The following is a 6,493-nucleotide window of genomic DNA, read 5'->3' as shown; positions in this document are numbered from 1 at the left end:
CCCCCGGCCTGCGCCACCGTGCGGCCCGCGCCCTGCGCCACGCCTCCCCCGCCCTCCTCGCGTACGCGGCCGTGCGCACGCTCGGGCTGCTGGTCTTCGTCCCCTGGGCGCACAGCGAGCGGCGCGGCGTGCGGCACCTGCTGATGGCGTCCTGGGACTGCGACTGGTACCTGCGGATCGCCTCGGAGGGGTACGCGCGGTCGCTCGGCACCGCGTACGACGCGAACAACCTGGCGTTCTTCCCGCTGTACCCGCTGCTCGTGCGGGCGGGCGACGCCCTTGTCCCCGCCCTGCCGCGCGGCGCGGTGGGCCTCGGCGTCTCGCTGCTCTGCTCGTTCCTCGCCGCGTGGGGGATCTTCACGGTGGGCGACCGGCTGTACGGGCGCCGGACCGGGGTCGTCCTCGCGGTCCTGTGGGGCAGCCTGCCGGTGGCGCTCGTGCAGTGGATGGGTTACACCGAGTCCCTGTTCACGGCGCTCACCGCGTGGTCGCTCTACGCCGTGCTGAGCGGCCGCTGGCTGTGGGCGGGCTCGCTCGCCGCGCTGGCGGGACTCACCCGGCCCACGGGGGTGGCGCTGGCGGCGGCGGTCTCCCTGACCGCGCTCCTCGCGCTGCGGCGCGGCTTCTCGCCCCGCCCGCTCCTGGGCGCACTCCTGGCCCCCGCGGGCTGGCTTGCGTACGTCGCCTGGGTGGGCCTGCGCCTGGGCCGCTGGGACGGCTATTTCGCCGTACAGAAGCTCTGGCGCAACAAGTGGGACGGCGGTGTCGAGACGGTCCGCCGCATGCAGGCGCTGCTCATGACCGAGCGGCCCGCGCTGTTCTACGCGATGGTGACGGCTGTCCTGCTGGGCTCGGTGGTCCTCTACGTGCTTTCGGTGGCCGACCGCCAGCCGCTCCCCCTGCTGGTCTTCACCGGCCTGCTCCTGCTGATCGTGTTCGGCAGCAGCGGGGTCTACTTCCCCCGGGCCCGCTTCCTGCTGCCCGGCTTCCCGCTGCTGCTGCCGCTCGCCGTGGCCCTGGCACGCGCGAGGACGCCGGTGAGGGTGACCCTGCTGACGGCGGCGGCGCTCGGCTCGGCCGCGTTCGGCGGCCACATGCTGCTCGGGTGGCACGGCCCGCCGTGAGCCGGTGCCGTCAGCAGGTCACATCAGCTCACATCAGGTCAGGTCAGGTCACCGCGAGCAGAACGGCGAGCAGCACGGCCCCCGCGGCGCTGGGCGCGATGATCTCGTAGGCCCAGCGCACCGCGGGCTCGCCCTTGGCGGACTCGTCGGCGGCGTGCTGCTCGGCGAGTCCGCGGAGTTCGTCCATGGACTGGTCGCCGGTGGAGCGCGGCGGCGGGGCGTGGGGGTCGAGGAAGGGGCGGCCGCCGGTCGGGTCCCCGGAGGCGGCGGCCTGCGACTGCCTGCGCGCCGCCTTCTTGCGGCCGCGCAGGGAGACCGGGATGGCCCAGAGCTGGAACTTGGCGCCGGTGGTGGTGAGGACCTCGTTCGAGTAGCCGGAGCGGAGGGTCGCGATGGACGCCCACGGCAGGGTGACGGTCCGGAAGGGGTTGCGTACGCGCAGCCGTTCGTCGTTGGCGTAGACGGCGGGCCGCACGGTGAAGGCGACGACAAGCGGCACCGCGAGGAGCAGCCCGGCGAGCGCAAGCCACGGAGTGCGGCCCTCGCCGCGGATGACGGCGTCGATGCCGAGCCAGGCGCCCAGGGCGAGCAGCAGGACGCCACCGGCGATACCGGCGGGGGACCGGAAGCAGCGGTCCTTGTACGCGGGTTCCGCCGGCTCCGCCACGGGGTTCTGGGGGTCGCTCATACCGTGATTCTGCCTGACGCCTCTCCCGGGGCCCCTGGCCCCCGGGGCGAAGCCCGGGGCAAGCCGGGGGCAACCCCACCCCTGTACAGCAGCTACGCGCGTAGATATGCTCCCCTCGTGACCATGTCCACTGCATTCGCTGACGTGACCGCGTCCGACAGCACGCTCCGCCGCTTCCTCCACGGACTGCCCGGCGTCGACGCGGTCGGCCTGGAGGCGCGTGCCGCCTCGCTCGGTACCCGCTCGATCAAGACCACGGCGAAGGCGTACGCCATCGACCTGGCCATCTCGATGATCGACCTGACGACGCTGGAGGGCGCCGACACCCCGGGCAAGGTCCGGGCGCTCGGCGCGAAGGCCGTCAACCCCGACCCGACGGACCGCGAGACGCCGCGCACGGCCGCCGTCTGCGTCTATCCGGACATGGTCGCCACCGCCAAGGAGGCCGTCGCGGGCAGCGGCGTCAAGGTCGCCTCCGTCGCGACCGCCTTCCCGGCGGGCCGCGCCGCGATCGAGGTGAAGCTCGGCGACGTGCGCGAGGCCGTGGCCGCCGGGGCCGACGAGATCGACATGGTCATCGACCGTGGCGCCTTCCTCTCCGGTGACTACATGACGGTGTACGAGCAGATCCGCGCCGTGAAGGAGGCCTGCGGCACCACCCGCCTGAAGGTCATCTTCGAGACGGGCGAGCTGTCCACGTACGACAACATCAAGCGCGCCAGCTGGATCGGCATGATCGCGGGCGCCGACTTCATCAAGACCTCGACCGGCAAGGTCGGCGTCAACGCCACCCCGCCCAACACCCTCCTGATGCTGGAGGCCGTCCGCGACTTCCGCGCGCAGACCGGGGTGCAGATCGGCGTGAAGCCCGCGGGCGGCATCCGCACGACCAAGGACGCGGTGAAGTTCCTCGTCCTGGTGAACGAGACCGCGGGCCCCGACTGGCTGGACAACCACTGGTTCCGCTTCGGTGCCTCGTCGCTCCTCAACGACCTGCTGATGCAGCGCCAGAAGCTGGCCACCGGCCGCTACTCCGGCCCCGACTACGTGACGGTGGACTGATCCGATGACTTCCCCCTTCGAGTACGCACCGGCGCCCGAGTCCCGCTCCGTCGTCGACATCGCGCCGAGCTACGGCCTGTTCATCGACGGCGAGTTCACCGAGGCCGCCGACGGCAAGGTCTTCAAGACGGTCTCCCCGTCCACCGAAGAGGTCCTGTCCGAGGTCGCACAGGCCTCGTCCGAGGACGTCGACCGCGCGGTGAAGGCCGCCCGCAAGGCCTTCGAGAAGTGGTCGGCGCTGCCGGGCGCCGAGCGCGCCAAGTACCTCTTCCGCATCGCCCGCATCATCCAGGAGCGCAGCCGCGAGCTGGCCGTCCTGGAGACGCTGGACAACGGCAAGCCGATCAAGGAGACCCGCGACGCGGACCTCCCGCTGGTCGCCGCGCACTTCTTCTACTACGCGGGCTGGGCCGACAAGCTCGACCACGCGGGTTACGGCCCGAACCCGGCGCCGCTCGGTGTCGCGGGCCAGGTCATCCCCTGGAACTTCCCGCTCCTGATGCTGGCGTGGAAGATCGCCCCGGCCCTCGCGACCGGCAACACGGTCGTCCTGAAGCCCGCCGAGACCACCCCGCTGTCCGCCCTCTTCTTCGCGGACATCTGCCGCCAGGCGGGCCTGCCCAGGGGCGTCGTCAACATCCTCCCCGGATACGGCGACGCGGGCGCGGCCCTCACCGCCCACCCGGACGTGAACAAGGTCGCCTTCACCGGCTCCACGGCCGTCGGCAAGGCCATCGCACGGCAGGTCGCGGGCACGGACAAGAAGGTCACGCTCGAACTGGGCGGCAAGGGCGCCAACATCGTCTTCGACGACGCCCCCATCGACCAGGCCGTCGAGGGCATCGTCACGGGCATCTTCTTCAACCAGGGCCAGGTCTGCTGCGCCGGGTCGCGCCTCCTCGTACAGGAGTCGATCCAGGAGGAACTGCTCGACTCGCTCAAGCGGCGGCTGTCCACCCTGCGCCTGGGCGACCCGCTCGACAAGAACACCGACATCGGCGCCATCAACTCCGCCGAGCAGCTGGCCCGCATCAGCGCGCTCGCCGAGACCGGCGAGGCCGAGGGTGCCGAGCGCTGGTCGCCCGCGTGCGAACTGCCCACGTCCGGGTACTGGTTCGCGCCGACCCTCTTCACGAACGTCACACAGGCGCACACCATCGCCCGCGACGAGATCTTCGGCCCGGTCCTTTCCGTGCTGAGCTTCCGTACGCCGGACGAGGCCGTCGCCAAGGCCAACAACACCCAGTACGGCCTCTCCGCCGGCATCTGGACGGAGAAGGGCTCGCGCATCCTCGCGGTAGCGAACAGGCTCCGGGCGGGCGTCGTCTGGGCCAACACATTCAACAAGTTCGATCCGACCTCGCCGTTCGGCGGTTACAAGGAGTCGGGCTTCGGCCGCGAGGGCGGCCGCCACGGCCTGGAGGCGTACCTCGATGTCTGAGCGACTCACTGTCTTCAAGACCTACAAGCTGTACGTCGGCGGGAAGTTCCCGCGTTCCGAGAGCGGCCGGGTGTTCGAAGTGACCGACGCAAAGGGCAGGTGGCTGGCGAACGCCCCCCTCTCGTCCCGCAAGGACGCGCGTGACGCGGTCGTGGCGGCGCGCAAGGCGTTCGGCGGCTGGTCGGGCGCGACCGCGTACAACCGCGGCCAGGTCCTCTACCGCGTCGCCGAGATGCTGGAGGGCCGCCGCGAGCAGTTCGTGCGCGAGGTCGCGGACGCGGAGGGCCTTTCGAAGTCCAAGGCCGCCGCCGTGGTGGACGCGGCGATCGACCGCTGGGTCTGGTACGCGGGCTGGACCGACAAGATCGCCCAGCTCGTGGGCGGCGCGAACCCCGTCGCGGGCCCCTACCTCAACCTCTCGACGCCGGAGCCGACGGGCGTGGTCGCCGTCGTCGCGCCCCAGGAGTCGTCGCTCCTCGGTCTGGTCTCCGTGCTCGCCCCCGTGATCGCGACGGGCAACACGGCCGTCGTGATCGCCTCCGAGAAGGCGCCGCTCCCGGCGCTCTCGCTGGGCGAGGTCCTGGCGACCTCGGACGTGCCCGGCGGTGTGGTCAACATCCTCACCGGCAAGGCCGCCGAGATCGCGGCGCCGCTCGCCGCGCACCAGGACGTCAACGCGATCGACCTCACGGGCGCCGGCGCGGAGCTCGCCCGCGACCTGGAGATCGCGGCCGCCGACAACCTCAAGCGCGTCCTGCGTCCACAGCCTGTGGACTGGAGCGCCGACCCCGGCACGCACCGCCTGACGGCCTTCCTGGAGACCAAGACGGTCTGGCACCCCACGGGCTCCCTCGGCGCCTCCGGCTCGGCCTACTAGCCGACGGCCCCACCGCCCGTCTCCACACCGAAGCCCCGGCCTCCTCCGTCCAGGAGACCGGGGCTTCGCCCTGTCCTTCGCCGCCCTTGCCCCAGCCCTAGCCCGGCAGCAGTTTCGTCACGGGGCCCACGAGCGGCAGGTCGTCCAGGGAGCCGCCCCGGGCGAGCGGGCCGGTCGCCACGGCCGTGGTGACCGGCTTGAAGTCCGCCACCTGGGTGCCGAGCGCGTTGTTGAGCGGGTCCACGCTGGTGTTCGCCAGGGGGTCGAGCTGGAGGTTCTTGGCCGGGGCGAGCGTGCTGTGCGCCGCGGCCGTGAGCGCGCTGAGCGCCGAGGCGCCGTCGACATCGCCGATCGGCGTGGCGACCCCCGCCGCGCTCGCGCTCCCCGCTCCGAGCGCCGCGCCCGCCGCGGTGAGCACGAGACCGGCGCGCAGCAGCGCGCGGGAGCCCGGACGGGGTGACCTGGGTGCCGTGTGTCCTGTCATGAGTACCGCCCCATATCAGTGATAAGTGATGGGTGATGTCGGTGTGCCTGGTGGCGTGGTGGCGTGGTGGCGTGACGCCGTGGTGCGCTCTGTGTGATCGAGCGAGCACGTAGCGTAGTTGACGTGTGACGTGGTCGCCAAAGCCGACCCGCGAGGGGCCGCCCCGCGCCGCGATGCCGCACACTGTTCTCTCGTGAGCTCGCATCCCCCGATACCCACCCGCGTCGTGCTGCTCTGCGGCCCCTCAGGCTCGGGCAAGTCGTCCTTCGCCGCCCGCTCAGGGCTGCCCGTGCTGTGTCTCGACGACTTCTACAAGGAAGTCGGCGACCCCACGTTGCCGCAGGTGCCCGGCAGTTCGGACATCGACTGGGACTCCCCGGCGTCCTGGGACGCGGACGTGGCGCTCGCCGCGATCGAGGAGCTGTGCCGCACGGGGCGTACGAGCGTCCCTGTGTACGACATCGCGCTCAGCGCGCGTGTCGGGCAGGAGGCCCTCGACATCGAGCGGACGCCCGTGTTCATCGCGGAGGGGATCTTCGCGGCGGACATCGTGGAGCGGTGCCGGGAGATCGGCGTGCTCGCCGACGCGATCTGTCTTCGGGGGCGGCCCCTCACCACGTTCCGGCGGCGGCTCGTCCGGGATCTTCGGGAGGGGCGCAAGTCCGTGCCGTTTCTCCTTCGGAGGGGGTGGCGGCTTATGCGCTTGGAGCGGGCGATTGTGGAGCGGCAGGCCGCGCTCGGGGCGTATCCCTGCGGGGGCGAGGAGGCGTTGGGGCGGGTTGCCGCCGTCGCCGCCGCTGGGGCGGGTGTTCTGGAC

At 72.0% G+C, this 6,493-nt stretch carries 7 protein-coding genes; 5 read left to right on the top strand and 2 right to left on the bottom strand.

The features are described 5' to 3' along the window. Positions 1–8: 8 nt before the first annotated feature. The gene (locus GKQ77_RS24875) at positions 9–1,124 is read left to right on the top strand and encodes a putative hexosyltransferase (RefSeq protein ID WP_219691168.1); all 1,116 of its coding nucleotides are present in this window, start codon (positions 9–11) and stop codon (positions 1,122–1,124) included. A gap of 43 nt (positions 1,125–1,167) precedes the next feature. Here GKQ77_RS24875 and GKQ77_RS24870 read toward each other — a convergent pair whose 3' ends face one another. Next, positions 1,168–1,812, bottom strand: coding sequence for a PH domain-containing protein (locus tag GKQ77_RS24870; protein WP_219691167.1), 645 nt, complete (start codon positions 1,810–1,812; stop codon positions 1,168–1,170). 123 nt (positions 1,813–1,935) lie between these two features. On the opposite strand from GKQ77_RS24870, the gene deoC reads away from it, so the two are divergent. From deoC to GKQ77_RS24855, 3 genes are read left to right on the top strand one after another with little or no spacing between them, the layout of a single operon-like run. Beyond that, complete coding sequence (deoC, locus tag GKQ77_RS24865) at positions 1,936–2,874, top strand: deoxyribose-phosphate aldolase (RefSeq protein WP_219691166.1); 939 nt, start codon at positions 1,936–1,938, stop codon at positions 2,872–2,874. A gap of 4 nt (positions 2,875–2,878) precedes the next feature. Continuing rightward, the gene (locus GKQ77_RS24860) at positions 2,879–4,315 is read left to right on the top strand and encodes an aldehyde dehydrogenase family protein (RefSeq protein WP_219691165.1); all 1,437 of its coding nucleotides are present in this window, start codon (positions 2,879–2,881) and stop codon (positions 4,313–4,315) included. Beyond that, positions 4,308–5,192: an aldehyde dehydrogenase family protein gene (locus tag GKQ77_RS24855; RefSeq protein ID WP_219691164.1), complete on the top strand. Its 885-nt coding sequence runs from the start codon at positions 4,308–4,310 to the stop codon at positions 5,190–5,192. The genes GKQ77_RS24860 and GKQ77_RS24855 overlap by 8 nt, the downstream gene beginning before the upstream one ends. A 97-nt stretch (positions 5,193–5,289) precedes the next feature. Here GKQ77_RS24855 and GKQ77_RS24850 read toward each other — a convergent pair whose 3' ends face one another. Next, positions 5,290–5,676 (bottom strand): hypothetical protein, encoded by a 387-nt coding sequence (locus GKQ77_RS24850; protein ID WP_219691163.1) that lies wholly within the window; start codon positions 5,674–5,676, stop codon positions 5,290–5,292. 193 nt (positions 5,677–5,869) lie between these two features. Here GKQ77_RS24850 and GKQ77_RS24845 point away from each other — a divergent pair. Beyond that, the coding region (locus GKQ77_RS24845) for a uridine kinase family protein (RefSeq protein WP_308117776.1) at positions 5,870–6,493 on the top strand (624 nt) is incomplete at its 3' end.

The organism is Streptomyces anatolicus, from assembly GCF_019400875.1.
Taxonomy (GTDB): Bacteria; Actinomycetota; Actinomycetes; order Streptomycetales; family Streptomycetaceae; genus Streptomyces; species Streptomyces anatolicus.
The sequence above is the reverse complement of the archived record's forward strand: the minus strand, read 5'-3'. Positions and strand labels throughout refer to the sequence as shown.

Coding starts and splice junctions, on each gene's coding strand:
- GKQ77_RS24870 (WP_219691167.1), bottom strand. CDS start 1,812: ATGAGCGACCCCCAGAACCCCGTGGCGGAGCCGGCGGAACCCGCGTAC.
- deoC (WP_219691166.1), top strand. CDS start 1,936: ATGTCCACTGCATTCGCTGACGTGACCGCGTCCGACAGCACGCTCCGC.
- GKQ77_RS24860 (WP_219691165.1), top strand. CDS start 2,879: ATGACTTCCCCCTTCGAGTACGCACCGGCGCCCGAGTCCCGCTCCGTC.
- GKQ77_RS24855 (WP_219691164.1), top strand. CDS start 4,308: ATGTCTGAGCGACTCACTGTCTTCAAGACCTACAAGCTGTACGTCGGC.
- GKQ77_RS24850 (WP_219691163.1), bottom strand. CDS start 5,676: ATGACAGGACACACGGCACCCAGGTCACCCCGTCCGGGCTCCCGCGCG.